This is a genomic window from Hydrotalea sp. GW822-HT8A01, from assembly GCF_058798575.1.
The window spans coordinates 3,268,854-3,291,734 of record NZ_CM179506.1 but is presented as its reverse complement, the minus strand read 5'-3'; the positions used below and the strand labels follow the sequence as shown (position 1 = coordinate 3,291,734).

The 22,881-nt window shown below is 35.6% G+C and carries 26 protein-coding genes, 1 tRNA gene and 2 pseudogenes; 17 read left to right on the top strand and 12 right to left on the bottom strand.

What is annotated here, in order from left to right:
• The first annotated feature begins 20 nt into the window (after positions 1–20).
• The 3 genes from AC3QLY_RS14655 (at position 21) to AC3QLY_RS14645 (ending at position 2,775) form a co-directional block, all read left to right on the top strand.
• Positions 21–1,124, top strand: coding sequence for a BT_3928 family protein (locus tag AC3QLY_RS14655; RefSeq protein WP_218330325.1), 1,104 nt, complete (start codon positions 21–23; stop codon positions 1,122–1,124).
• The gene (locus tag AC3QLY_RS14650; RefSeq protein ID WP_218330326.1) at positions 1,124–2,164 is read left to right on the top strand and encodes an ABC transporter permease; all 1,041 of its coding nucleotides are present in this window, start codon (positions 1,124–1,126) and stop codon (positions 2,162–2,164) included. The genes AC3QLY_RS14655 and AC3QLY_RS14650 overlap by 1 nt, the downstream gene beginning before the upstream one ends.
• Positions 2,165–2,352: 188 nt before the next feature.
• Positions 2,353–2,775: a CBS domain-containing protein gene (locus tag AC3QLY_RS14645; RefSeq protein ID WP_218330327.1), complete on the top strand. Its 423-nt coding sequence runs from the start codon at positions 2,353–2,355 to the stop codon at positions 2,773–2,775.
• An 8-nt stretch (positions 2,776–2,783) separates the two neighbouring features.
• On the opposite strand, the gene AC3QLY_RS14640 is transcribed toward AC3QLY_RS14645, so the two are convergent.
• Together AC3QLY_RS14640 and recF are read right to left on the bottom strand one after the other, a co-directional pair.
• Positions 2,784–3,065 carry a DciA family protein gene (locus AC3QLY_RS14640; protein WP_068241404.1) on the bottom strand — a complete coding sequence of 94 codons (282 nt, stop codon included), beginning with the start codon at positions 3,063–3,065 and terminating at the stop codon, positions 2,784–2,786.
• Positions 3,066–3,083: 18 nt separating this feature from the next.
• Positions 3,084–4,166 carry a DNA replication/repair protein RecF gene (gene recF / locus AC3QLY_RS14635; protein WP_492989920.1) on the bottom strand — a complete coding sequence of 361 codons (1,083 nt, stop codon included), beginning with the start codon at positions 4,164–4,166 and terminating at the stop codon, positions 3,084–3,086.
• 63 nt (positions 4,167–4,229) lie between these two features.
• On the opposite strand from recF, the gene pyrR reads away from it, so the two are divergent.
• The 4 genes from pyrR to AC3QLY_RS14615 are packed head-to-tail and all read left to right on the top strand — an operon-like array spanning position 4,230 to position 6,666.
• Entirely contained in the window at positions 4,230–4,757 is a 528-nt protein-coding gene (pyrR, locus tag AC3QLY_RS14630) for a bifunctional pyr operon transcriptional regulator/uracil phosphoribosyltransferase PyrR (protein ID WP_074420954.1), read from the top strand.
• Between the two features lie 28 nt (positions 4,758–4,785).
• Positions 4,786–5,712: an aspartate carbamoyltransferase catalytic subunit gene (locus AC3QLY_RS14625; protein ID WP_492989918.1), complete on the top strand. Its 927-nt coding sequence runs from the start codon at positions 4,786–4,788 to the stop codon at positions 5,710–5,712.
• Between the two features lie 44 nt (positions 5,713–5,756).
• Positions 5,757–6,227, top strand: a complete 471-nt coding sequence (gene coaD, locus AC3QLY_RS14620; protein WP_074420956.1) for a pantetheine-phosphate adenylyltransferase — start codon at positions 5,757–5,759, stop codon at positions 6,225–6,227.
• Positions 6,228–6,231: 4 nt separating this feature from the next.
• Positions 6,232–6,666, top strand: coding sequence for a hotdog fold thioesterase (locus AC3QLY_RS14615; protein WP_317196278.1), 435 nt, complete (start codon positions 6,232–6,234; stop codon positions 6,664–6,666).
• Here AC3QLY_RS14615 and AC3QLY_RS14610 read toward each other — a convergent pair.
• Entirely contained in the window at positions 6,663–7,079 is a 417-nt protein-coding gene (locus tag AC3QLY_RS14610; RefSeq protein WP_074420957.1) for an NUDIX hydrolase, read from the bottom strand. The two genes, AC3QLY_RS14615 and AC3QLY_RS14610, sit on opposite strands and share 4 nt — an antisense overlap.
• A gap of 116 nt (positions 7,080–7,195) precedes the next feature.
• On the opposite strand from AC3QLY_RS14610, the gene pyrE reads away from it, so the two are divergent.
• Entirely contained in the window at positions 7,196–7,828 is a 633-nt protein-coding gene (gene pyrE, locus AC3QLY_RS14605) for an orotate phosphoribosyltransferase (protein ID WP_074420966.1), read from the top strand.
• A 33-nt stretch (positions 7,829–7,861) separates the two neighbouring features.
• A complete protein-coding gene (locus AC3QLY_RS14600) occupies positions 7,862–8,275 on the top strand; it encodes a hypothetical protein (RefSeq protein ID WP_218330330.1) in 414 nt (137 codons plus the stop codon).
• A 5-nt stretch (positions 8,276–8,280) separates the two neighbouring features.
• Here AC3QLY_RS14600 and AC3QLY_RS14595 read toward each other — a convergent pair whose 3' ends face one another.
• The gene (locus AC3QLY_RS14595; protein ID WP_218330331.1) at positions 8,281–8,631 is read right to left on the bottom strand and encodes an LEA/WHy family protein; all 351 of its coding nucleotides are present in this window, start codon (positions 8,629–8,631) and stop codon (positions 8,281–8,283) included.
• A gap of 353 nt (positions 8,632–8,984) precedes the next feature.
• Between AC3QLY_RS14595 and AC3QLY_RS14590 the strand changes: the two genes are divergently transcribed.
• Positions 8,985–9,614, top strand: coding sequence for a WbqC family protein (locus tag AC3QLY_RS14590; protein WP_218330332.1), 630 nt, complete (start codon positions 8,985–8,987; stop codon positions 9,612–9,614).
• A gap of 149 nt (positions 9,615–9,763) precedes the next feature.
• A complete protein-coding gene (locus AC3QLY_RS14585; protein WP_218330333.1) occupies positions 9,764–10,846 on the top strand; it encodes a mechanosensitive ion channel family protein in 1,083 nt (360 codons plus the stop codon).
• Positions 10,847–10,899: 53 nt separating this feature from the next.
• Here the strand turns inward: AC3QLY_RS14585 and plsX are convergent, their stop codons facing one another.
• The 3 genes from plsX to AC3QLY_RS14570 form a co-directional block, all read right to left on the bottom strand.
• A complete protein-coding gene (plsX, locus tag AC3QLY_RS14580; protein WP_074420962.1) occupies positions 10,900–11,850 on the bottom strand; it encodes a phosphate acyltransferase PlsX in 951 nt (316 codons plus the stop codon).
• Positions 11,851–12,062: 212 nt separating this feature from the next.
• Entirely contained in the window at positions 12,063–12,257 is a 195-nt protein-coding gene (gene rpmF / locus AC3QLY_RS14575; protein ID WP_068241381.1) for a 50S ribosomal protein L32, read from the bottom strand.
• Between the two features lie 26 nt (positions 12,258–12,283).
• Positions 12,284–12,826, bottom strand: coding sequence for a YceD family protein (locus tag AC3QLY_RS14570; RefSeq protein ID WP_218330334.1), 543 nt, complete (start codon positions 12,824–12,826; stop codon positions 12,284–12,286).
• A gap of 93 nt (positions 12,827–12,919) precedes the next feature.
• Between AC3QLY_RS14570 and AC3QLY_RS14565 the strand changes: the two genes are divergently transcribed.
• From AC3QLY_RS14565 to AC3QLY_RS14555, 3 genes and pseudogenes are all read left to right on the top strand, one after another.
• Complete coding sequence (locus AC3QLY_RS14565; protein ID WP_074420964.1) at positions 12,920–14,011, top strand: DUF3810 domain-containing protein; 1,092 nt, start codon at positions 12,920–12,922, stop codon at positions 14,009–14,011.
• Between the two features lie 9 nt (positions 14,012–14,020).
• Positions 14,021–14,329 (top strand): annotated as a pseudogene (locus tag AC3QLY_RS14560) (TspO/MBR family protein).
• A gap of 52 nt (positions 14,330–14,381) precedes the next feature.
• A pseudogene (locus AC3QLY_RS14555) lies at positions 14,382–14,459 on the top strand (tryptophan-rich sensory protein); the annotation flags it as partial.
• Here AC3QLY_RS14555 and dcd read toward each other — a convergent pair.
• Positions 14,456–14,992 carry a dCTP deaminase gene (gene dcd / locus AC3QLY_RS14550; RefSeq protein ID WP_068241373.1) on the bottom strand — a complete coding sequence of 179 codons (537 nt, stop codon included), beginning with the start codon at positions 14,990–14,992 and terminating at the stop codon, positions 14,456–14,458. The pseudogene AC3QLY_RS14555 and the gene dcd sit on opposite strands and share 4 nt — an antisense overlap.
• 129 nt (positions 14,993–15,121) lie before the next feature.
• On the opposite strand from dcd, the gene AC3QLY_RS14545 reads away from it, so the two are divergent.
• Complete coding sequence (locus tag AC3QLY_RS14545) at positions 15,122–15,751, top strand: 4'-phosphopantetheinyl transferase family protein (RefSeq protein ID WP_074419359.1); 630 nt, start codon at positions 15,122–15,124, stop codon at positions 15,749–15,751.
• Here AC3QLY_RS14545 and AC3QLY_RS14540 read toward each other — a convergent pair.
• The 4 genes from AC3QLY_RS14540 to argS form a co-directional block, all read right to left on the bottom strand.
• Positions 15,743–16,843, bottom strand: coding sequence for a hypothetical protein (locus AC3QLY_RS14540; RefSeq protein ID WP_074420260.1), 1,101 nt, complete (start codon positions 16,841–16,843; stop codon positions 15,743–15,745). The genes AC3QLY_RS14545 and AC3QLY_RS14540 overlap by 9 nt on opposite strands.
• A gap of 8 nt (positions 16,844–16,851) precedes the next feature.
• On the bottom strand, positions 16,852–18,108 hold the full coding sequence (locus AC3QLY_RS14535) for a DUF2130 domain-containing protein (protein ID WP_074419357.1): 1,257 nt from the start codon (positions 18,106–18,108) through the stop codon (positions 16,852–16,854).
• 141 nt (positions 18,109–18,249) lie between these two features.
• Positions 18,250–18,333 (bottom strand) — tRNA-Leu (locus tag AC3QLY_RS14530).
• Between the two features lie 80 nt (positions 18,334–18,413).
• A complete protein-coding gene (argS, locus tag AC3QLY_RS14525) occupies positions 18,414–20,201 on the bottom strand; it encodes an arginine--tRNA ligase (protein WP_074419356.1) in 1,788 nt (595 codons plus the stop codon).
• 67 nt (positions 20,202–20,268) lie between these two features.
• Between argS and AC3QLY_RS14520 the strand changes: the two genes are divergently transcribed.
• Together AC3QLY_RS14520 and dnaK are read left to right on the top strand one after the other, a co-directional pair.
• On the top strand, positions 20,269–20,763 hold the full coding sequence (locus AC3QLY_RS14520; protein ID WP_228733064.1) for a GtrA family protein: 495 nt from the start codon (positions 20,269–20,271) through the stop codon (positions 20,761–20,763).
• Between the two features lie 127 nt (positions 20,764–20,890).
• On the top strand, positions 20,891–22,801 hold the full coding sequence (gene dnaK / locus AC3QLY_RS14515) for a molecular chaperone DnaK (RefSeq protein WP_074419355.1): 1,911 nt from the start codon (positions 20,891–20,893) through the stop codon (positions 22,799–22,801).
• Positions 22,802–22,881 lie beyond the last annotated feature (80 nt).

The following is a 22,881-nucleotide window of genomic DNA, read 5'->3' as shown; positions in this document are numbered from 1 at the left end:
AACGAATTAAAATTACTGCCATGAAATATTTAATAATAATTGTCAGGTGGTTGGTGGGGCTGTTATTTATTTTTTCAGGTTTGGTAAAAGCCAATGATCCACTTGGGTTAAGTTACAAAATGCAGGAATTTTTTGAGGCATGGCATTGGAATTTTTTCGATTCATTTTCATTGTACATGGCATTTGGTATGAATCTTTTGGAAGTGCTGGCCGGCGTTGCCATTATTATTGGCTGGAAGGCTCGGTTTTTTAGCAGGTTATTATTGATACTGATTGTATTTTTTACATTTTTAACCAGCTACGTCTTATTCAGTGGCAAAATAAAAGCTTGTGGCTGTTTTGGAGATTGTATTCCTTTAACACCCATTCAAACTTTTACGAAGGACGTATTGTTATTAATACTCATTATTTTTCTTGTTTTCACAACTAAATATGTAAAGCCTTTCTTTTCATCAGGCGTTGCATTCGTTACATTAATTGGCGTAGTGCTGATATTAGCTATTACACAATGGTATGTTTTGCGGCATTTACCCTTTATTGATTGTTTGCCCTATAAAATTGGGAACAATCTGTTAGATGAAATGAAAACACCAGAAAATGCAGTTTCGGATGTTTACACCTATACTTTTCAATATCAAAAAGATGGAAAAATGATTGAGTTTGCTGAAGACAGTATTCCGGATGATTTAGATAGCAGTTATGTATTTGTTGACAGATCTGCCAAATTGATTAAAAAAGGCAATGGGTTAACGGCCGCCATTGCCGATTTTGCATTACAAACCGCTGATGGATCTGATACTACACAGGCCCTTTTACAAACAAAAGGCAGGTATATTCTTCTTTTTTCCCGTGATTTTTCGAATGTAAAAAAGTGGGAAGAGATGTTTCAGAAAATATACCAGGATGCCGGCAGTATGCATATTCCTGTTTTTATCGTTACGGCTGACCTGGCGGAAGGAAAGCGTTTGTTCCCAAATGTTAACGTATTACAATGCGATGCAACAGTGATGAAAACCGCTGCAAGAGTAAATCCAACTTATATTATAATGCAAGGTCCAACTGTAAAAAATAAAATAAGTTTTGCAGATGCACAAAGCGTATTGGCTTTTCTAAAACAAGAATAATGGCAATTTTTATTCTAAAAAAATCATTATATGGAATGCTGGTACTATTGGGTGTTTTGTTGCTGGTATTCACACTGTTTCAAGGTTTAGGTGATCCTGCAAGATTAATCATGGGGCAAACTGCTGACAAAGCCACCATTCAAAATATTCGGAAACAATTGGCATTGGATGAACCCAAATGGAAACAATTTTTAATTTACATCAATGATGTTTCTCCACTTTCTATTTATCCCGAAAAGGCCATTTTTCAAAAAAATTTAAATGGCTTTTTCATTGGTGGCCATTATAAAGTTGGTATCAAACTGCCTTATTTAGGCCGTTCTTATCAAAGCCGGAAAACAGTAACAGCAATTTTAACAGAGGCATTTCCCAATACCATATTACTCACTGTTGCGGCTATACTTATGGCGTTTTTGTTAGGCATTAGCTTAGGTGTTTTGGCTGCTGTGAAGAAAGGAAGCTGGATCGATACAACCACTGTATTTACCAGCATATTGGGAATTTCTGTTCCTTCTTTTTTTACAGGAATTGTAATAGCTTATCTGTTTGGTTTTTTATTGTCTCAATATACCGGTCTGCACATGCTGGGCAGTTTATATTATATTGATCCTTTTAAAGGAAAGCAACTAGACTTGAAAAACTTAATTCTTCCGGCCATTACTTTGGGTATACGACCGCTTGCCATTTTTACCCAATTAACCAGAAGTAGTTTATTGAATGAGTTGCAACAGGATTATATTCGAACAGCATATGCCAAAGGATTAACTCGTACTAAAGTACTATTTGTTCATGCGTTAAAAAATGCATTGAATCCTATTATTACTGCCATAACCGGTTGGTTTGCGGAATTACTGGCAGGCGCATTTTTTGTGGAATATATTTTTGGTTGGAATGGGATTGGAAAAGTTACGGTAGATGCTCTGGAACAACTTGATTTTCCGGTAGTTATGGGCAGTGTTTTGTTAACAGCTTGCTTTTTTATTGTAATGAATATACTCTCCGATGTTTTGTATGCATGGATTGATCCCAGAGTAAAATAACATAGTTCTAATTAACTGATTTTTATCATTTCTTCCATAATCGTTTTTACTACCTTTATCATGCAATTCTGCAATCACCTTCTTACATGTGGTTTTTAAACAAATCCTATACTTATATATTTTTATTTTATAAAATAATATATATATGTATTTGTGAATGCCGCATGTAATAAAACAAATTCTTACGTATGAAAAATGTACATGAATTGTTAGAAAAACAAACTGCTAAATTTAATTATATTAGCAGCAAAGCAACTGTTCTGGAAGCGCTTGTTTTAATGAAGGTGGCGAATGTTAGTTATGTTATTGTTACGGATGATGACCAGTATAAAGGTATTGTTTGTGAAAAAGACTGCCTGCATAAAATTGCATTGAACGGACTGTGTCCGGAAAAAACTTTTGTAAAAGATATTTTGATAAAAGATTTCCCGATTGTTGAACCGGAAGATAGTACAGAACGTTGTATGGAATTAATGAACAGTTTCCAGATTTTATATCTGCCGGTTTTTAAAGGGCATAAATTTTTAGGTGTTCTAAGTATTTATGACATTTTAAAGGAAACTGCAGAAGAACAACATTTAAAGCATAATGAAGATTATACCTATGCTTAATATTGGAGTTAGCGAATAACTACTTCAGTAATAAGTTTTTCCTGCAACGCCTCATTAATACGTTCAATAATTTGGCTTTTTTGATATTGTAGCTCATTTTTTAATGGGCCTACAGGCGTATATACAAATAATGTATTATTAATAATCTCTATTTTTGTAGTGTACTTAGCAATTGTTTTACCCATCACTTCTTCCCAAATTTGGGTAATTTGAACGGCTCTCAGCCCATTGCGTAAATTGCTTTTATTTACAAACTGATGGAGTGCATCTCCAATACTAAATTCTCCCATGCTGTAAAGATAATTTGGTTATAATGTAATTAAACTAAAATTTACCTGCATTTTTTTTAAATAATTGCTGAGTCTTTCGGCGTGCGTATCCGTAATAAATACCTGACAGTTTTCCTGTACACAAACTATATAAAATAACTGATGCATTCGTTGCTCATCTAATTTTTCAAACACATCATCCAACAACATAATGGGAGCAACTTTTTTTTGTTCTTTTAAAACAGAAAATTCTGCCAGTTTAATGGCTAACAACAATGTTTTTCTCTGCCCCTGTGATGCCCTGTTTTTAAAACTGTTTTCCTGCATGGTTATTTCAAGATCATCTTTATGAATGCCGGAATTGGTTCTTTGTAACAGCATATCTTTTTGTAACGAAGCCTTCAGTAAATCTTTAAAACTGTTTTCATTCAATTGGCTGATGTAGCTGATTGAAATACCATCATCGCTACCTGCAATTAATTGATAGTTTTCCAAAATTTTTGGAATGAATTCAATAGTGAATTTTTTTCTGTGTTGGTAAATAATGCCGCCATAATACACAAACTGGATATCAATGGCTTCCAACAAAGTAATATCGTGCTGCCCGGTGCCGGCTATTTGTTTCAATAAACTGTTGCGTTGTTGTAGTAATTTATTGTATTGAATCAGTGCTTCTAAATAAGTAGCATTGTATTGTGATAAAATGGTATCAATCAGCCTTCGTCTTTCTTCACTCAGTCCTACAACAATTGCAGCATCATCGGGAGCAATCATTACACAGGGAAACCGGCCAATATGTTCAGAAAATTTTTTATAAGTTTCCCGATCTAATAAAAATTCTTTTTTATTATTCTCCCGTAAAATGGCAACAGTTTCAAAAGATTGATTATTATTTTCGAACAAACCTTCCAAACGCATACCCTTTTTACCTTGCTGAACTGAAAATGTATCCTGTCTGGTAAAATAACTTTTGGTAAAACACAAATAATAAATTGCATCCAGCAAATTGGTTTTACCGGTACCATTTGGTCCGCATATCCCGGTTACAGCTTCAGTAAACTCCCAACTGCTACTGTCGTAATTTTTAAATTGAAATAATGATATCTTCTTCAAATAAAGCATGATAGATTTGCAAAATAAGCAGGATAAATTGAAACACGTATTTTTATAAAAAAATTGCAGGGTTTGAAAACAATACTAACAAAGGAACAATTGCATTTAACCGTACAACGTTTGGCTTGCCAAATTAGAGAAGATTATCCCGATTTGCAGGATACTGTGTTGATAGGTTTACAGCCCCGTGGGGTTTTTTTTAGCAATAAAATAGCCCAGGCATTGCAGCAATTATTGCCACAACAAACATTTCATTATGGAAAATTAGATATTACTTTTTACAGGGACGATATTCGAAAGGAATTGCACCGTGCCAATAAAACAGATATCCTTTTTAATATTGAAAACAAAAATGTAATACTGATAGATGATGTGCTATATACCGGCAGAACAATTAGAGCTGCCTTAGATGCATTGGTTGATTTTGGCAGACCGGCCAAAGTAGCTTTATGTGTCTTGATTGACAGAAGATTCAGCAGAGAATTTCCAATACAGCCCGATTATATTGGCCGATCTATTGATACCATTGTTTCCCAAAAGGTAAAAGTACATTGGTTAGAAACAGATGAGGAGGAATATGTAGAATTATTAGACAGCTAATTTGTGAAAACATTATCTTCGCTTTTTAATGGCACTATCTACCAAACATCTCCTTGGTATTAAGGATCTTCAAAAAGAAGATATTGGACTTATTCTGCATACTGCAACACAATTTAAAGAGGTATTGCAGCGGACGGTAAAAAAAGTTCCTTCTCTTCGTGACATCACCATTGTAAATTTATTTTACGAAAATTCTACCCGTACGCGTATCTCTTTTGAATTGGCTGAAAAAAGGCTCAGTGCAGATACCATCAATTTTACTGCTAGTGGTTCATCGGCTGCAAAAGGTGAAACACTGTTAGATACGGTGAATAATATTTTAAGTATGAAGGTGGATATGGTGGTGATGCGCCATAGCGCCAGTGGTGCCCCCCATTTTTTAGCCCGCCATATTCCCGCAGCTATTATTAATGCCGGTGATGGTATCAATGAACATCCAACACAAGCCCTTTTAGATGCCTTTTCCATGACTGAAAAATTTGGTTCTTTAAAAGGTTTAAAAGTGGCCATAATTGGTGATATCATGCATAGCCGTGTAGCATTGAGCAATATTTATTTATTGAACAAAATGGGAGCAGAGGTAATGGTAGCCGGGCCTCCAACATTAATTCCACCTTATATTACAACTGCTTTAGGTGTAAAGGTTACCTACAGTTTAAAAGAAGCTTTGCAGTGGTGCGATGTGGCCAATGTGTTACGCATCCAATTAGAACGGCAAAATCAACCCTTGTTTTCATCATTGCGGGAATACAATTTAAGCTATGGCATTAATCGCCGGTTATTAGAAAATTTGGGTAAAGAAATTGTGATTATGCACCCAGGACCTATTAATCGCGGTGTTGAGTTAGATAGCGATGTGGCCGATGGTCCCTTTTCAATAATTTTACACCAGGTAGAAAATGGGGTAGCGGTGCGTATGGCTGCTTTATATTTATTATCGAACCGTAATGCTTAACACTGAAAAAGAGTAGATATTCTTGTTCAGAAAAAAATAATGCTATGCAAAGAATCTGTCTTTTTCCCGGAACTTTTGATCCGGTAACCTTAGGGCATGTGGATATTATTAACCGGGCATTACCATTATTCGATAAAATTTTTGTTGGTATAGGTATTAATGCCGCAAAAAATCCAATGTTTTCAGCAGCACAACGTATGGCTTGGTTTAAAGCCATTTATAAAAATGAACCCAAAGTGGAAAGTATTTGTTACGAAGGCCTAACCATTGATTTTTGTGCCATAATTGGTGCTCGCTTCATTTTAAGAGGTATTCGTTTTGTTAGCGATTTTGAATACGAAAAATCAATTGCAGATGCCAACAGAACAATGAATCGGAATATTGAAACCATTTTTTTAACCGGTGAACCAAAATATACATCTGTAGCATCTACTATTGTTCGCGATATTTTAAAAAATGGCGGAAATGCTGCCCCGTTTTTACCCGATGAAGTGATTGCAACCATTAATCATTAATTCAGTGAGAAAGCACATCTGGTACCTTGAACAGCTTAGTATTGCTGACTTAAATAGCCTTGGTAAAAATACGATGGGCGAGGTGTTGGGTATTGAATTTACAGAAGTAGGTAGTGATTATCTGAAAGCTACCATGCCCGTTAATCAAAATACCCGCCAGCCATATGGTTTATTACATGGCGGCGCATCCGCAGCATTGGCCGAAACGTTGGGGAGTGTTGCTTCTGCACTCATTATTGATCCGGATAAGCAAATTTGCGTGGGCATTGAAATTAATGCCAATCATTTAAAAGGGGTAAAAGAAGGGTTTGTTACCGGAATCTGTTCGCCTTTGCATATTGGAGCCACTACACATGTTTGGGATATCCGTATAACGAATGAAAAGCATCAATTAATTTGCATCAGCCGGTTAACGGTAGCTATTCTTAAAAAACACTAATTCAGATAGCCGGCCTTTTGAAATACTTCTATTAAAGTGGGATAAGTTTCTTTTACATAAGTATTTAATTCGTTGCGCTCAATCCATTTCACTTCAACAATATCTTCAATACTTTGGGGCACTAATTTTTCCTTTTTACCGGCTTGCATTTTAAACCAATGGGTGTGCTTTTCAATGGCTTCTCCTGAAAATGGATCAATATATTCATGCACTGTAACAGTAATTTCTGCTTCAATTAACAAATTTTGTAAGCCGGTTTCTTCTGTTATTTCACGAAGTGCACAAGCTTCAATAGTTTCATTTTCTTCTTTCTTGCCTTTGGGTAAATCCCATTTACCTCTTCTGTAAATCATTAAAACTGCATCATCTTCATTGGTAATCAATCCGCCACCGGCTATAATTTTCTTTTTCATATCCCTTTTATTGATAGAATGTGAATAATATTACGCAAGGTAAATATTTCATCGTGGCGGCTAAGCTTAATTTAGCGTAAAATTTGATTGATTTTTGCGAATAAATGAAAGTAAATATGCAAACAAACGAACGGGCAGTTGCCGAAAAATTAGTGCAGATTAAAGCCATACAATTAAGTCCAAACCAGCCCTTTACCTGGGCCAGTGGGTGGAAAAGTCCAATTTATTGCGATAACAGAAAGATACTTTCTTATCCCTATGAGCGTGACTTTATAAAAAGTGAACTGTGTAATGTATTGTTTAGTGAATTTGATGCTGCTGAGGCCATTGCCGGAGTAGCTACTGCCGGAATAGCCTGGGGGGCTATGGCAGCCGATCAGTTAAAATTACCATTTTTATATGTTCGCCCTAAACCAAAGGAACATGGGTTGGGCAATCAGATAGAAGGTGCTGTACTGCCCGGCAAAAAAGTGGTGGTGGTAGAAGATTTGATATCTACCGGAAAAAGTAGTTTGCTGGTGGTAAAAGTACTGCAGGATGCAGGCATGGAAGTAGTAGGGATGGTATCTATATTTACTTATGGTTTTGAAGCAGCAGCAACAGCTTTTAAAGAAGCTGGAATAGTATATCGCTCGTTAACCAATTATAGCGTTTTAATTGATCTATCCATCGAAAAAAAGCTGGTAGATGCCTCAACTGAACAATTATTGCTAAATTGGAGAACAGATCCGGCCAACTGGCAACAATAATAAGGTTAATGTACACATCGAAATTTTCGTATTATGCTTAAAAAAATTGCACTTGTTTTTGTTTTGGGTTTAATTGTTCATTCCGCTCAAAGTCAGGTACTGGCCGCAAGGCCGCAATGGGTTACCATTAAATCTGATAATTTAAAATGCTGGCAATGTAAAGAGCAGCTGGATAAATATCTGATTATTGAAAACAATGCCAACATGCAAAAAGGGATGATACAGTGGAAGATAAATTTATTAGCCGGCGAAATCAGGGTGCAATACATACCCGACAGGGTTTCTGTGGATGAAATTAAAACGGCTCTAAATAATGCCGGATTTGATGCCGATAATGAAAAAGCAGAACCGGATGCCTATCAAAAATTACCGCCTATTTGTAAACGAGCTGCAGATGGGGGCGGCCCGCAAAAAGGAAAACCCTGCCATATACAACCCATACAATAGTTTTTTTAGAAAAAAGGAATGCGCTGGTTCCCTTTATAATCGAACGGCAAATTGATAAAAATTCCCGATTTGCCCACTTTACTGGACCCTTTTACTTCCAGCAAAATTTCTTTTTGCAAAAGGCTGTTCCAGGCATTTTTGTAAAGTACTTGTTTAGAAATGGTGATTGCAGCCGGTAATTCAAAAGCTGACTTTTTGGCAATTTTTAATAAAGTATCTAAACAATAATGGCCAATAAAATTGCCGTTCACAAAAATATTTCCCTCTACTTTTTTTAGTACCACATTAAAATTATTCGGGTTGGTAAATGCCAGATTCAATCGAATGCCGATTGAATCTTTTGCTTTTGGCAGCATAGCAACATTTTGGATAGAACGAAAAACAAAGGCCTGAGGTTGCTGGCAACTCCAAAACAGGAAAATGCAAAAGGATAGGAGTATGGTATTTTTCACGCTATACAATTTTGCATGAAAAGTAGTCAAAAATTTCAGTTACGCAATTGAAAGAAAATTTGCCTTATTTTTGATGCTAAACAATTTAGATTTTTTTCAATACCCGTTTGAAAAATTTAGAGCTATAAAATTTAGTTGATAAAAATAAACATAAATACTTGTTTATAAATTATTTATAATTATTTATTTAAAATAAAAAATAGATAATTTCATGCTAAAAATAACAATATTTACAAAAAATTAAATTATATGAATAAATGAATAATAAATTAACATTAGTAATTGATAATCAGTATTTTATAAACGTTGAATTATTTAAGGCTTTACTTAATTTTTCAAATGTTAAAATTGAAATATGCGATAACTGGCAAAAAATGAGTTTTCGCAACCGGAGTATGGTTGCCGGGGCTAATGGACTGATTGGCTTAACAGTTCCTGTTCTAAAAGGACGGGATCAAAAAGGATTATTTAAGTTGGTTAAAATTGACTATCGTTCCAAATGGCAGCAACAGCATTGGCGAACTATTGTGTCTTGTTACAATCGTTCTCCCTTTTTTGAATATTATGCTGATTCACTTCATGAGGTAATTTTTCAGGAATACGCTTTGCTGTTTGAACTGAATCTGGCTACTTTACAATGGGCAATTCAGTGTTTAAAATTTTCTGTCAATTTGACGTATACTGATAGCTTTTTACCACAATACCCTAATTTTGTAACAGATTACAGAAACAGGTTTAGCCCTAATAATTTCCAAAATATTGATCAACCTGTTTATTATCCGCAGGTTTTTGAGGCCAAAATTGGCTTTCAAAAAAATTTAAGTTGTATTGATATTATTTGCTGCGAAGGTCCCAATACTATTAATGTATTGCAAACTGGAGTTTAATTACCTATGGTTTGCAGTTTTTGATTTGTTTGAAAATGACACTGGATAAATCAGGTTAATGCAATAACGCTTTTGATGGCGGTTGATTTCTTTTTGTTGAACTGACTTCAGGAGCTGTGGTTATTTTTTGAAGATAAATTCTATTGGTTATGCAAGATTTTCTGAAACAAATTTTCTGGAAAAATAAAGTATTGGATTATGCCATTGTGCTGGGTTGGATGATTTTTGTCTGGATGATTTTTAAGATCTGTAAAAGATATATCATCCGGCTTCTTAAAAAAATTACAAGTAAAACAAAAAATAAATTCGATGATCAGATAGTGGTAGCTGCAGAAAGGTTCGTAATTCCCTATAGCTATCTTTTTATCAATTATGTCATTATTAATACGCTTACCCTTTCTCCCAAAATAGACAAAATTTTTTCTGCCGGCCTGTCTGTTGTAACCATGTATTATGCCGTTCGGTTAATCAATTACCTGTTCCATAGTCTGGTTTTGTTGTATATGAGCATTAAAAATGAACCGACTGAACGCGTAAAGCAATTAAATGGTGTATTGGTTTTAATTAAAGTATTGATTTGGGGTGCAGGGTTTATTATGTTATTAGACAATTTGGGGTACAATGTTACCACCATTATTGCAGGTTTAGGGGTTGGAGGTATTGCCATAGCATTGGCTGCACAGAATATTTTGAGTGATTTATTTAGTTATCTGGTTATTTTCTTTGATAAACCTTTTGAAATTGGTGATTTTATTGTGGTAGGGAATACCGGTGGGGTGATTGAAAGAATTGGAATCAAAACCTCTCATCTCAGAAGTTTAGATGGTCAGCAATTGGTAATGCCCAATGCAGAATTGGTGAAATCTACCATACATAATTATAAAAGGATGGAACGGCGCAGAGTGGTATCGTCAATTGGTGTAGTGTATAATACCAGTACGGTACATTTACGTCAATTGCCCGGTATGCTTCAGGAAATTGTACGCACTGCAGGTGCCACTTTTGATCGGGCGCACCTCAAGTCGTTTGGTGATTTTTCAATCAATTTTGAATATGTATACTATATAGAAACACCGGATTATTTGATATATATGAATACAGTACAGAACATAAATCTAGCTGTATTTGAAAAGTTTGAAAAAGAGGGGATAGAGTTTGCATTCCCATCACAAACCATCTATCTGGCCAATGCAAATCAAAACGAAATTCCTTTTATAACAGAAAAGCAGTAATATTGGGAAACTGGTTCAGAACAGGCTGATATATGAATGAACCCAAGATCCGGCTAAGCTTTAAAACTTGCTTGGATTTTTTTGCAGAGTTCAGTTTCAATCATTTTTTCAGCTACATCAATCATATTGGCAAAAGCTTTGGCATTACTAATGCCATGCCCAATGATTACCGGCTTTGAAACACCTAATACAGGGGTACCTCCATAATTTTCGTAATGAAAGCGTTTTAGGTAAGCATCATTCTGTAAATTTCTTTTACTGGCAATATCATAAAAGCTTTCGGCTAATTTTAATACCACATTGCCGGTAAATCCATCGCATACAATAATGTCTGCTTTGTCTTCAAAAATATCTCTCCCTTCAACATTTCCGGAAAATTGGATGTGCGGATTGTTTTTTAAAAGGGGATAGGTAGTTTGGGCCAAAATATTTCCCTTGCCTTCTTCTTCCCCAACATTCAACAATCCAACTTTTGGTTGCGTAATATGTAGAATATGTTGTGCATATAAACTACCTAAAACAGCAAATTGATCCAGATGTTCTGGTTTACAATCTGCATTTAAACCTACATCCAGCAATACACCTGTACTGCCGTTTATTTTAGGAATGATGGTGGCTATAGTTGGCCTGATAACCCCTTCAATAGCTTTAATGCTAAAAAGTGCCCCTACGAGCATGGCACCGGTATTACCGGCACTGATAAAAGCATCAATTTTTTGGGTTGCCAGCAAATGAAAACCAATGGCTATTGAACTTTTGTTTTTTTCTTTTAAAGCTTTGGTGGGATGTTCGTGATATCCAATTACTTCATCTGCATGAACAACAGGAATGTTATTTAATTCGTGGGCAGATAATAAAGGAGCTATCGTGGCCTCGTTACCAATGGCTGTGATGGTAATATTATTTTTATGCGGATAATTACCGGAATGCAAGTACTCTTGAATGCCTTTTACAGCTTCTAAAGGAGCATAATCTCCACCCATTAAATCTATTCCTATATTCATTTGATTCAGTCTGTTTTATTGCTCAACAAGAAATGCCTGTTATGGAACTCTGTGTGGCTAAACGTTTAAACGTTGATGAATATTATATTGCTGAAAATCTACTACTGTAAGGTTTGTAGACAATATATGCTTCGGTAAAGGTATTGATAAAAACAAAAAAAGCTGCTATTCGTTACAAAACAAGTAGCAGTATGCATTTATGTAATAGAAAATTAAGCTTTTAAGGGTGCTTTTTCAGCTACTAATTTTCCTTTGTAATACAATTTACCTTCACTTACATGTGCACGATGGCGTACATGCGTTTCACCGGTAGTGGTGTCTTTACTTAAAGTAACGGTTTCTGCAATGTAATGCGTTCTTCTTTTTGCACTACGTTGTTGAGAATGTCTGCGTTTTGGATTGGGCATAACCTAAAATTTATACTTTCAAAAAATTATTCTAAACCTTTTATTTGATCCAATCCCTTCCATAGGGGATTGTTTCCGTTATTGACCTGTTCTTCCATTTTTTTGAGTTGTTCTAAAACAATCTTATTACATAATGTTCCGCCGTATTCATCGGGGTTACACATGTTTTGAATGGGCAAACAAAGATTAATGAATTCATAAATCCAGTCTGCAATCAGCAAATGACTTTCACCTTTGCCAATATAAAATACATCCGGGTCTTCTTCCTGATGATTCATTAAATCAGGTTCTTCCACCATTTTCACTACAATATTAAATTCATCCCAAAGTAGTTTGGTTAGTGGATTGCCACACCGGTCGCATTGAATATCTACCGTGCCATCAATATCAAATTTCAATTGCATAAAGCCATTCTTTTTATCGAGGCTTAGTTTGATATTTGCATTGCAATTGGTAAAATCCTGATGTCCATAAGCTGTAAAGAACTTATCTTCAACCCTATATTCAAAAACATGAAGCCCTGATTTCAACCCAACAAAAGCTATTTCAAATTCCCTGTTATGGCTCATGGTTTGTTTTTTAGGGTGGGCAAAGGTACAATATCGTATTGAAAGAGCAAAAGGAAATTATTATACCATATTCAGTGACCCGGTAAATTGATAATGAAATTAAGAAATAAACAGTTTTTGGTAAAGCAAAATTTTATCTGGAATGTTCTCATTATTCTGATTGGCAGTATTCAGTTCGCCACATTTTATCCAAATTTTGTTGAAAAACTATACAGTACACACCTATATGTTGGGTATGCCCAAATATTAAGATGGTTAACCGGCTGGTTGCCATTTAGTTTGGGTGATGTTTTGTATATTTTAATAGGTCTTTATTTGTGTTATTCAGTTATTCGATTGATAAAAATCTGCCTGGTTCGAAAAAATGGCGCACAAATTTGGTTAATACTTAAAAATTTATTGAAAATTGTTGTGGTTGCCTATGTCTGGTTTATGTTGAGTTGGGGATTGAATTATCATCGATTGGGTATTGCTTATCAGCTACATTTACAGGTAAATCCTTATACAAATGATGAATTGTGTGTGTTGCGAGACAGTTTAGCTGTAAAGTTAAACAGCCTAAGACAACAAATAGGTCAGGATTCAATATTGCCATCTCCTGATTTAATAACTTTATATTGGCAGGCACCAACATACTATCAACAGGCTTCAAAACTGTATCCATTTATTCAATACCATTACCGAAGTATTAAAAACAGTTTGTTTACACCGTGGGCAAAATATTTTGGATGGGGGGGCTATTATAATCCCTTTACCGGCGAAGCACAGATAAGGGCCGATATGCCCCGCATATTAATTCCTTACACTGTATTGCATGAAATGGCACATCAAATTGGTTATGCCGGTGAAGAAGAAGCCAATTTTGTAGGCTATTTGGTTGCCAGAGAATCTGGAAATGCCTATGTTGCTTATTCCTGTTACAGTGAATTGTATAAATATGTATACAATGAATTATTGTTGAGAAATACCTTTCCGGATGCTACTCCGGCTTTAGATACCTTGGTTAGAAATGATTTTAAGCGGGTCAATCGGTTTTTTATGCAGGAACAAAACAGTATTGCCCCACAGATAATGGATTTGTATGATGTTTATTTAAGAGCGAATCAACAAAAGAACGGTATTAACAGTTATAATGAAGTAGTGGGTTTGTTAATAGCTTTTCAAAAAAAATATAAAAAAATTTAATGCTTAAAAATTCATTGTTGCACTCATTACTATTATGGTTTTAGGGGCAGCAGGTGGCATTGTTACTGCACCACAAATTGGTATGCCCATTTGAATAAACCCTTTATTAATCCGCCCAATGGTTTGTTTGCTCCGGTGTGGACATTTTTATATGCCTCTATGGGCGTTTCTTTTTATTTGCTTTAAAATAGTGCTGCTTCACCTAAAAAGCAAAAGGCTATATTATTGTTTGTTATACAATTCTTGCTAAATATTGTCTGGTCATTTATATTTTTTATTTGCATAAAACCGGATGGGCGCTTGCAGAAATACTATTGATGCGGTTGTTTATTTTACTGACCATCATTTATAGCGCTTCGTTCAAAAATGGGCAGCGTGGTTATTAATACCATATATTGCCTGGGTAAGTTTTGCAGCCATATTGAACGGAGCTATTATGTTAAACTAAAAACTGTTTTTCCACATCATACTTTCAATGGGCTTATTGGGTTGGTGGCTGTATTTTGCATTTAATTTTTGGTTGTATTTCACAGCAATATCACCTTCAACAGGAAAATATATTAATTGACCAATGGGCATTCCTTTATATATTTTAACCGGTTGTTTTACTGAAATTTCAAGTGTCCAGTTGCCACAAAATCCAACATCTCCTTTACCTGCAGTGGCATGTATATCTATACCAAGCCGTCCGGTGGATGATTTGCCTTCCAAAAATGGCACATGAGCATGGGTTTCGGTATATTCAGCAGTAACACCCAAATAAAATATATGCGGATACAATACAAAGCCTTCATCGGGTATTTCAAAATACTCTATTGTGTTGTGTAGTTTTGCATCTAAAATATGGTCTTTATATGTGGCTAAAGTACTGCCCAGATGCACATCATAACTATTACTCCCTAAACAGTCTTGTTGGAAGGGTACAATTTTGATAGTACCTTTTTCCATCTCTTCCAAAATTCGTGTATCCGATAAAATCATGTGTGTTGACTATTTAAATGGTTGATTCAAAGCATTTTTATGTAATGGCCAATTACCCATTCCTGTTTTAATTACATTGTATAGTGCAATATAATTCGTAATTCTGCATGAAGAACTATTCCTTTTTTTATGCCCTTGTTTTATCAACAAAATATTAACGAAAATACCCGACTGGCCATTTGGCAAATAACAGAACCATTGGATTTTTTTTTGAAAGAAATACCTGTTCAGCATAAAGTTACCCATAAACATAAACAGCTGCAACATGCCGCTGGCAGATATTTACTGCCTTTTTTATTTGATGATTTTCCTTATGATGAAATTTTAATAGCCGATACCCGAAAGCCCTATTTACCAGATGAACAATACCATTTTTCTATTTCGCATTGTGGTAATTATGCCGCGGCCATTGTTAGCAGGTATGAAAGAGTAGGAATTGATATTGAAATGCCCCAAGAAAAGATTGTAAACATTAGTACCAAATTCATGCACCCCGATGAATTTTTATTTGTTCGGTATGGTGGCGATTTAATTGCGACCACAACTTTATTGTGGAGTGCCAAAGAAGCCATGTACAAATGGTGGGGGATGGGTAAAATTGATTTTAAAGAAATGTTGCGTATTGAATCAACAGACAGTATTACCCAAACCCTGCATGCCAACTTTCAAAATCTGGATATAACACAACCATTATTACTTCATTATCGTTTTTTGCAACAATTGTGTATGGTATGGCTTACTACGCCGGCATTACAATGATTTTCCGGGAGTAGCTTGCCTAGGTATTAAAGCCAAACTTTTTTTGAGGTTTTGTTTCAGTTGCATTTTTACAATTTGCCCCATTGTATGTGCTTTTAAGAATACAGGTTGTTCAAAATGTTCGCTCAACTCTTGTTTCAGCTGGTTAATTTTTTCCGGTTTTGAAATCATGTCATTACTCATAATATCCAATAATTCTTTGATTCTATATTTAGCGGAAGATAACCTGAAAGCCATCAGTGTTTTTTCTTCAGCCTGGTATTGCGAAATGGATTCTTTATTCAAATACTTAGCTACCAAAGCAACAAAGGCATTATTTTCTTTAAAAAATTGTGGCAGGTACAAGTTTTTTCTTCCTTCATAGGATTGCTGATCAAAATCAATTGCACGAATACGGTATTGATAACCTTCAATATCGGGTGTAATATTCACAACAAAATTATAGCTGCGCATATCGCCCAATAAATGGGTAAAACAACGTTCATTAAATTTTACAAATTCCTTTGCCAGTCGAATAGCATTTAAATCAGGTGCATGTAAGTAATTGGAAATAAATTTATCGCCTGGAATGCCTGGTATATGTTCTTCAATTAATGTGTTTTTACAGGTAAAATAGGTAATACGGTTAGGCGATAACAAATGTTCCAATTCAAGTCCATATACCCGGCTGGCATCTGCTTGTTTAATATAATAGTGATCCTGGTTGTCGTTGAACTTATTAATGATTCTTATTCGGAAAGGCTGACTGTTGCCAAAATAACAAAAATCAATACCTGCAACATCTAAATGATTAATAAAACTATAATCGCCTTTGGTTTTTAAAATGGCATAATTTTTTACTAAGTTTTCTTTCAAAAGCTCCAAATCACGCATATCATAAATAGCACTTTCCCAAAAAGTATCATTTCCACTTTTATCTTTAATGGGTAAAGTGTAGGTAAATCGGGTTAAATCGTTATATAGAGCCGGCAATTGCAATTCTCTACCAAAGCGCATTAAATAATGCCTTAATTCTTTTTGAATTGGATAAATTGGTTTCTTTCTGCTGGGTTTATAAAAGTTTTCAGCGGTTTCTATACTTTCTTTTGTCATATCCAATTTTAATCGGGTAATAAGAGGTTGAATTCATCGTCAATTAAATTCAGGTTTACTGCTCCGCTGCCTGCAATACCTTCTACCGAACCTTTAATATGTGCTGCATTTAGCAAAACTTTTTCCAATTGTTTTTCTCTGGCTTTCCAAAGTTTTTCCATGGCAATTCTTTCCTGTTGAATGGAAAGTTTCATTTGAATGAATCCTTCACTAATGGCCTTCCATTGTTCTCCAAATTCGGCCCCGGTAAGATAATCGTACAGCATGGTCATTTTTTCACCTTTGTTTTCCTGGCTTTTTTTGGCTTCTGCAATTTTGATTAATGCATTTCTTAATAATAAGGCCACACTTCTTACTTCAGAAAAAGTGCAGATGTAAATGCCTTCTTTTTCACCAAAGCGGTCCATTTCTTTTGGCATTGCCTGTGTTACAATTACTGCAACATCGGCACCTAAATTGCGCATGTCAATTTTAATTTTTTCAATCCATTCTTTATTAAAATCTTTTGTTCGTTTGCTTTCATAAATTATTTTTCCGCAAGTATTCGCCATTTGGTTTCGTACGGTTTGAATACAATCTGCCCCTTTTACCCCTTTGCCCACTTCGCTAATCACATCAAAAGGAAAGGTGTTTCTTAATACATCTTCTAACAACAATTCCTGCACTTCGCCTTGTAATTGCATGGAGCCCTGTTCGGCTCTGCGTTTCATTTCATCTACCAACTTTTTTTGATCTTCAATTTGTTTTTCTAATTCTTTCATCCGCAGTTGGTATTGTTCTTCTTTTAAATTCATTTTTTCCTGTTCTACCTGCAGCAATTCATGTTTTATTTTTTCTCTTTCATCTAACAATTTTCGCTGTATGGTTAATTCTAATTCCGTTTCTTTTTGCTGTAAGGCTTGTTCTTTTTGTAAAAATTGAATTTCTTTTTCGTTGGCAATTCTTAATTTTTCGCGGGTTTCCATTTCGCTTTTTTGCAACAATTGCAATTTGTTTTCAAAGTCTGCTGCAATGCGTTGTTGAATGCTGTTTTCTAATTCTGTTTGTAATTTTTGTTTTTGTTCAATTAAAATTTTATTAAATTCAATTTCTCTGTTTTCTAATTGTTTTTGAAGAGTAGCCTCCTTGTTTTTGTATTCCTGATCTTTTGTTTTTTGCCATTCCACCATTTGTTTACGCAATTCGTTTTGAATTTCTTCTCTGATTGATTCGCCGGGCTCGAACTGATGATTGCATTTGGGGCAAGTAATGATAAAAGATGACATATATGCTTATTTTTTATTCCTGGACAAATGTAAACATAATTCAAGAGGAGCCGGGAAGTGGTGGGTTGCTTTCTATTAAAATAAAGACACAAAAAAACCACTGTTGGTTACAACAATGGTTGGTATGTTTTGAAGAAAATGTGCGGAAGAGGAGATTCGAACTCCCACGCCGGTGAAGGCGCTACCACCTCAAAGTAGTGCGTCTACCAATTTCGCCACCTCCGCAGCTATTGTATTCAGGAGCGCAAAAATAAGTATTTGAATGTTTGCCTGCAATTTAGTTTTTGGCTATTATTATTTTATTTCTACATTCTTTCCGGTACCTGAATACCCAGCAATCGTAAGGATGTTTTGATAACATGTGCAGTTAAGGTAGCCAATTGAATTCTATACTGTTTTTGCATGGGGTTGGTTTCCTGTGCAATGGGATGATCTACATAAAATGAATTGAATATTTTGGATAAATTGAACACATAAATGGCTACAACAGATGGGTTGAGTGTATTGGCGGCATCGGCAATAAACCCGGGAAACTGTTCTAATAATTTAGCTAATTCAATTTCAAGTGCACTTAATTGCAAGCTGGTAGCACTTGTATTTTGTAGCGCTTCCTGTTGGTTAATTTTTCTTAAAATGCTTTTAATTCTGGCATAGGTATACTGTATGAACGGGCCGGTAAAACCATGAAAATCAATACTTTCTTCCGGATTAAAAATCATTTTCTTTTTAGGGTCAACCCTAAGCAGGAAGAATTTTAAAGCACCCAGACCAATGGTGTGATATAATTGTTGTAATTCTTCTGCGGTAAAATCATTTACCTTGCCCAGTTCTTCTGTTTTTTGTTGGGCAATTTGTATCATTTCTGCTACAATATCATCGGCATCTACTACTGTACCTTCCCTGCTTTTCATTTTACCATGCGGCAATTCAACCATTCCATAGCTTAAATGATAAATTTGTTGGGCAGAGGGTAATCCTAATTTTTCGCAAATTAATTTGAGCACTTTAAAATGGTAGTTTTGTTCATCACCTACCACATAAATGGTTTTAGACGGGTGAAACTCTGCTTCTCGTTGTTCAGCCAAACCAATATCTTGCGTTATATAAACAGAAGTGCCATCTTTTCGTTGTACAATTTTTTCATCTAAACCATCTGCAGTTAAATCAATCCATACGCTGCCATCTTTTTTGGTATAAAATATTTTTTTTGCCAAACCTTCTTCTACCAGTTTTTTACCCAGAATATAGGTTTTGCTTTCATAGTAAATTTTTTGAAAATCGCTGCCAATTTTTTGATAGGTTTCATCAAATCCCTGGTAAACCCATTCATTCATTTTTTTCCATAAGGCAATTACTTCCTTATTGCCGGCTTCCCATTCTACCAGCATTTGCTGTGCTTCCAGCAAAATGGGTGCGTTTTTTTCGGCCCATTCACGGCTATGTCCGGCGGCTATTAAACTTTCAACTTCGGCTTTATATAAATCGTTAAATAAAACATAGTATTTACCCACAAAATGGTCGCCTTTGGTATGGGTAGTTTCTGGAGTAGCACCATTAGCTAATTTTAACCAGGCAACCATACTCTTACAAATATGAATACCCCTATCGTTTACAATGCAGGTTTTAATTACATCATATCCATTGGCTTCTAAAATGGCTGCAATGCCCCATCCTAAAAAATTATTACGTAAATGCCCCAGGTGTAAAGGCTTATTGGTATTGGGTGAGGAGTACTCCACCAAAATCTTTTCATGTTTAGGGGTAGATAGCCCAAATTGTACATTTTGCCAGTTATGGTTCAAAAATTGCTGCCAATATGCCGGTTGAATGGTTAAGTTTAAAAAGCCTTTAATGATGTTGTAACCAGCAAAAAGTTCGGCATGGTTTTGCAGCAGGTAGTTGCCAATTTGCTCGCCAATTTGGTTGGGCGAAACTTGTAATGTTTTGGTAAAGGCAAATAATACAATGGTGTAATCGCCGGTAAATTCAGGTTTGGTGTCATTGACCAATACCTGATCGGGGTTGGTAGTGTATTGAAATATTTGTTGCAGTGCTGCTGAAGTATGTACTTTAATCGTTTCTACAATATGCATTATTAACATTTTCGGTCTGCAAATCTAAAGGATTTATATACTACCTTCGCCGCCGTTTATGAGGCGTATGCACAATTATATAAGAGGTTCGGTGTTACAGTTGATTGATTGGTTTTATCCCTGGTTTAAAAAAATTATGCCATTGCAAACTTTTCGATATGCTGCCTGTGGCGGGTTTAATACATTAACCGATATCACTTTATTTTTTATTGCCTACAACTATATTTTTTTAAAAAAGCCTGTTCAAACGCCAATTATTTCAATTTCAGCCCCTATTGCATCATTTCTTTTCAGTTTTACGGTTACTTTTCCGGTTGGGTTTTATTTAAGTCGTTATGTAGTTTTTCAACAAACCGAAGCCAAAAAAACGGTACAATTACGTAAATATTTTATGGTGGTGATGGGTTGCTTGTTTTTGAATTATATCTTTCTCAAATTGTTTATTGAGGTTTTGCACTGGTATCCCACACCTGCCAAGGTTGCTACCACGGTATTTGTAGTGGCATTCAGTTACCTCTCTCAAAAACATTATACATTCAAGGCAGTTTCATCGGTTGATTAGTTTATTTCATTCAATGAGCATATTTTTTAGCTGACAATTTTGCATTTTTTCTGTCAGTGGCATAATCGTTGCCAATGTATAACGAATTCAAAATTGAATAAATAATCAGCAATAAAATTTATTTATTATGGGAAAAATTATAGGAATAGATTTAGGTACCACCAACAGTTGTGTAGCCGTTATGGAAGGTAACGAGCCCGTAGTGATAGCGAACGATGAAGGCCGTAGAACTACACCCTCTGTTGTGGCTTTTTTAAAGAATGGAGAGCGTAAAGTTGGTGATCCTGCAAAACGCCAGGCCATTACTAACCCTCACAATACCATTGCCAGTGTAAAACGTTTCATGGGTAGAAGGTTTGATGAAGTAACAGAAGAAATCAGCCACTGGAGTTACAAAGTGGTAAAAGGCGATAATAATACCGTTCGTATTGATATTGATGGACGTTTATATACACCTCAGGAAATATCTGCCATGATTCTTCAAAAAATGAAGAAAACTGCAGAAGATTATTTAGGGCAGGAAGTTACCGAAGCGGTAATTACCGTACCTGCTTATTTTAACGATGCACAACGCCAGGCTACCAAAGAAGCCGGTGAAATTGCCGGACTAAATGTACGCCGTATTGTAAATGAACCTACTGCTGCCGCTTTGGCATACGGTTTAGATAAAAAACACGACATGAAAATTGCTGTGTTTGACTTAGGTGGTGGTACTTTCGATATCTCTATCTTAGATCTAGGCGATGGCGTTTTTGAAGTAAAATCAACCAATGGAGATACCCACTTAGGTGGTGATGATTTTGATAAAGTAATCATGGATTGGTTGGCAGATGAGTTTAAAAAAGATGAGGCCATTGATTTAAGAAAAGATCCCATGGCTTTACAGCGTTTAAAAGAAGCAGCCGAAAAGGCAAAAATTGAATTAAGTTCCTCTTCAGAAACTGAAATTAATTTGCCTTACATTACTGCAGTAGATGGCGTTCCCAAACATTTGGTTAAGAAATTAACACGTGCAAAATTTGAAGCATTATCTGATAGTTTGTTTGAACGTTGCTTAAAACCCTGTGAAGCTGCATTGAAAGATGCCGGATATACTGCATCACAAATCAATGAAGTAATATTGGTGGGTGGCTCTACCCGTATTCCTAAAGTTCAGGAGATAGTTGAAAAATTCTTTGGAAGAAAACCTAATAAGGGCGTAAATCCGGATGAAGTAGTAGCCGTAGGTGCTGCTATACAAGGTGCGGTATTAACCGGTGAAGTGAAGGATGTGTTGTTATTGGATGTAACCCCATTAACCTTAGGTATTGAAACCATGGGCGGTGTATTAACACCAATGATTCCTGCTAATACTACTATTCCTACCAGAAAATCAGAAGTATTCTCTACCGCCAGTGATAATCAACCCGGTGTACAAATTCATGTATTACAAGGTGAGCGTCCGTTGGCAAAAGACAATAAGAGTTTAGGTATGTTTAATTTAGATGGCATACCACCGGCTCCAAGAGGTGTTCCGCAAATTGAAGTAACTTTTGATATAGATGCCAATGGTATGTTGCATGTAAGTGCAAAAGACAAAGGCACCGGAAAAGAACAAAAAATCAGAATTGAGGCCGGAAGTGGTTTGAGTAAGGAAGAAGTAGAAAAAATGAAATCAGAGGCCAAAGCGCATGAAGCAGAAGATAAAGCTGCTAAAGAAAAAATCGAAAAATTAAATCAGGCCGACAGCTTAATCTTCCAAACTGAAAAACAATTAAAAGAGTTTGGTGATAAAGTGCCCGCTGATAAAAAAGCACCAATTGAAGAAGCATTGAATAAGCTGAAAGAAGCACATAAAAATCAAGACATCAACAATCTTGATACAGCTATGGCTGCTTTAAATACTGCCTGGACTGCCGCCAGCGAAGAAATTTATAAAGCTCAGGCTGCAGGTGCACAACCGAGCAGCGGTGCTGAAGCAAATTCTACTGAAAATGTTTCAGGCAAACAGGCTGGAGGCGATACAGTAGAAGATGCTCAGTTTGAAGAAGTAAAATAGTTTGAATTATTATTTCAAAAAAATAGTTAAAGCCCCTGCAACAACGTAGGGGCTTTTGTGTTATACCCATAAAATATTTA